Origin of the sequence: Micrococcus sp. HMSC31B01 (assembly GCF_001816085.1) — a bacterium.
In the GTDB taxonomy this organism is placed as follows: Bacteria; Actinomycetota; Actinomycetes; order Actinomycetales; family Micrococcaceae; genus Micrococcus; species Micrococcus luteus.
In genome coordinates, this window is record NZ_KV824985.1 from 1 (window position 1) to 3,561 (window position 3,561).

At 72.5% G+C, this 3,561-nt stretch carries 4 protein-coding genes; all 4 read right to left on the bottom strand.

Annotated elements, in window-relative coordinates:
- Positions 1-898 (bottom strand): glutamate 5-kinase (gene proB, locus HMPREF3105_RS02690; protein WP_070708721.1); only part of this gene is annotated, 898 nt, incomplete at its 3' end.
- 3 nt (positions 899-901) lie between these two features.
- Entirely contained in the window at positions 902-2,449 is a 1,548-nt protein-coding gene (gene obgE, locus HMPREF3105_RS02695; protein WP_020622077.1) for a GTPase ObgE, read from the bottom strand.
- Positions 2,450-2,618: 169 nt separating this feature from the next.
- Positions 2,619-2,876 (bottom strand): 50S ribosomal protein L27, encoded by a 258-nt coding sequence (gene rpmA, locus HMPREF3105_RS02700; protein WP_002853915.1) that lies wholly within the window; start codon positions 2,874-2,876, stop codon positions 2,619-2,621.
- 51 nt (positions 2,877-2,927) lie between these two features.
- On the bottom strand, positions 2,928-3,233 hold the full coding sequence (gene rplU / locus HMPREF3105_RS02705) for a 50S ribosomal protein L21 (protein ID WP_002853919.1): 306 nt from the start codon (positions 3,231-3,233) through the stop codon (positions 2,928-2,930).
- Positions 3,234-3,561: the final 328 nt, after the last annotated feature.

Genomic DNA, 3,561 nt, shown 5'->3' on the forward strand with positions numbered 1-3,561 from the left:
TGAGGCCGAGCCACGCCGCGCGTGCGGACCGGCGGCGGCCGGTGGCGGAGAACCACGTGCCCACGTCCTGACCCGCGAACGCGGCGCCCGCGTTCGCGGCCGAGGTGAGCAGGGTCGGGATGCCGGTGGTGGCCGCGATGCCGGCCGCGTCCACCTTGGTCACCATGCCGCCCGTGCCCACGCCCGCGGAACCGGGCACACGCACGTCGACGCCGGCCAGGTCGTCGTCCGAGGTGACCTCCGGGATGCGCCGCGCGTCCGGGTTCGAGGGGTGGCCCGTGTAGAGGGCGTCCACGTCCGAGAGCAGGACCAGCAGGTCCGCCTTGCAGAGGTTGGCGGTGAGGGCCGCGAGGCGGTCGTTGTCGCCGAAGCGGATCTCACGCGTGGCCACGGCGTCGTTTTCGTTCACGATCGGCATCACGTCGAGCGTGAGCAGCCGCGACAGGGCGCGGTGCGCGTTCGTGTACTGGGTGCGCCGCATGAGCTCCTCGGCGGTCAGGAGCACCTGGGCCACCTCGGTGTCGTGCCGGCCGAAGCTCGTGGTGTAGTGCGCCATGAGCTTGCTCTGGCCGACCGCCGCCGAGGCCTGCTGGGTGGCGGTGTCCTTGGGGCGTCGGCCCAGCCCGAGGTGGGGGAAGCCGGCCGCGACGGCACCGGAGGACACGAGCACCACCTGGGTGCCCTTCTGCCGCTCGGCGGCGAGGACGTCCACGAGCCGGTCGATGGCCGCCACGTCCAGGCCGTCCGGGGTGGTCAACGAGGACGAGCCGATCTTCACGACCACTCGGCGTGCGGCCTGCATCGTCTCCCGCGAGGTCACGGGGTTGGCCTGCGGGTCCTCAGAGCCGCGCGTGGCGGGGGTCGGATAGCGGGTGACGACGGTGCGCCGCACGGACATGGATCATCCCTCTCGATCGTCGGTGTCGGTCCACAGGCCGGAGCGTCGCTCGGCCTCCATCTCGGCCCGGGTCGCCGCACGGGCGGCCCGGCGGGCATCCTGCTCGGCGCGCTTCTCCGCGCGGGTCGCGCGGGTGCGCTCGTCGAGCCGCAGGTCGGTGCCACGGGGCCCGGCGAGCAGCTCGGCTCCCGCGGACAGCGTGGGCTCCCAGTCGAAGACGACGCCCGTGACGTCGTCGCCGATCACGACGGCGTCGCCCGGCCTCGCACCGGCCTTGAACAGGCCGTCCTCGACGCCGGCCCGCTGGAGCCGGTCCGCAAGGTAGCCGATCGCCTCGTCGTTCTGGAAGTCCGTCTGGGCGACCCACCGCTCGGGCTTCTCGCCGCGCACGCGGAACAGCGGCTCGAGGTTGCGCTCCTCGCGGCGGATCGTGAATTCGGCCCGCTCGCCACGGCGGCGATGCCGGCGCGGCACCTCGACGGGCGCGGCCGGCGCGGGCTCGACCACCCGGGAACGGGCCTCCGCCACGAGCTCGGCCATGGCGTACTTGAGGGCGTCCAGGCCCTCGCGGGCCAGCGCGGAGATGTCGAAGACCCGCAGGCCACGGCCCTCGAGCTCGTCGCGGACCATGTCCGCCATCGCGGCGCCGTCGGGCAGGTCGGTCTTGTTCAGGGCGATGAGGCGGGGCCGCTCGTTCAGCGGTACGACGCCCTCCCCGCCCTGGGAGAAGACGGGCTCCACCGCGTAGGCCTCGAGCTCGGCCTCGATGGCCTCGAAGTCGGCGATCGGGTCGCGGTCGGACTCGAGGCTGCCGCAGTCGAGGACGTGCACGAGCGCGGCGCAGCGCTCGACGTGGCGCAGGAACTCCAGGCCGAGGCCGCGGCCCTCCGAGGCACCGGGGATCAGGCCCGGGACGTCGGCCACGGTGAAGCGCACGTCGCCGGCCTGCACGACCCCGAGGTTGGGCACGAGCGTGGTGAACGGGTAGTCCGCGATCTTGGGACGGGCCGCAGACAGGGCAGCGATGAGGGAGGACTTGCCGGCCGAGGGGAAGCCCACGAGCGCGACGTCCGCCACGGTCTTGATCTCGAGCGTCAGGTCCCGGCTCTCCCCCGGCAGGCCGAGCAGCGCGAAGCCGGGCGCCTTGCGCTTCACGGAGGCCAGAGCCGCGTTGCCGAGGCCGCCCTGACCGCCGGCGGCGGCGACGTAGGTCGCGCCCTCCCCCACGAGATCGGCCACGATGTTGCCCTGCTCATCCTTGACCACCGTGCCGTCCGGCACGGGCAGCACGAGCGACTGGCCGTTCTTGCCCTCGCGGTGGTCGCCCATGCCCGGCTGGCCGTTCTCAGCGGACCGGTGCGGGGCGTGGTGGTAGTCCAGCAGCGTGGTGGTCTGCGAGTCCACCACGAGGGTGATGTCGCCGCCGTCGCCCCCGTCGCCGCCGTCGGGGCCACCCAGGGGCTTGAACTTCTCGCGATGCACGGAGACGCACCCGTGCCCGCCGTTGCCGGCGGTGAGGTGGAGGACCACGCGGTCCACGAAGGCTGCCATGGGAGTGCTCCTAGGGGCTGGAGGGATCGGACTCAGACGGCCCAGGGGCCGGAGACGCCGACGGCGGGGGCGGGTCCGGTGGATGCCGGGCCCGCCCCCGCCGGGGCGTCAGGGGGTGCGGGTGTCCTCGCCGGGCGAGGGTCCGCACGCAGACCGCACGAGTGTCAGATCACTCCGCGGCGGGGACGATGTCCACGACCTTGCGGCCGCGGCGCTGGCCGAAGGCCACGGAGCCCGCGGACAGCGCGAAGAGGGTGTCGTCCTTGCCGCGGCCGACGTTGCGGCCCGGGTGGAACTTGGTGCCACGCTGGCGGACGATGATCTCGCCGGCGTTGACGTCCTCGCCGCCGTAGCGCTTGACGCCGAGGTACTGCGGGTTCGAATCGCGGCCGTTCTTCGAGGAACTGCCGGCCTTCTTATGTGCCATTGCTGTTGCCTAACCTCTCGGATGCTCGGTTTCGCCGGTGCCGGTGACGGCTCAGGCGATCCCGGTGATCTTGACCGTGGACAGCTCAGAGCGGTGGCCCTGGCGCTTCTTGTAGCCGGTCTTGTTCTTGTACTTCATGATGACGACCTTCTTGCCACGGGAGTGGGAGACGACCTCGGCGGTCACCTTCACACCGGCGGCATCGGCGCCAGCCTTGACCTCGTCCCCGTCCACCAGCATCAGAGCGGGCAGCTCGACGGAGCCACCGGTCTCAGCGGGAACGCGGTCAAGGGTAACGAGGTCTCCGACGGAAACCTTCTCCTGGCGGCCGCCAGCGCGGACAATCGCGTACACCACTTGGGACTCACTTCTCTCGACGTTTCAATGGATCAGATCGGGTTCTGCTCGCCCGCACCTCGACCGCGGCTGCGTCCGGGTCCGGCGGTCCCTCACCGGGACATGCGGGAGCGTGCGGGCGGTGAACACCGATGGTCCAGCATACTCGCTGCCGGGCATCCGGACCAAACAGAGGCGTGTCGGCGCGTCGCCGCCGCCCGGGGCAGGCCCGGGGCGGCGGCACCGACGACGGTCAGCGGCCGCGACGGGCCAGGTCGGCGGCCTTCACTCCGACGCCGAGCATCACCGGGGCGGCACCCTGCGGCTCGGCGGGGGTGGACGCCTCGGC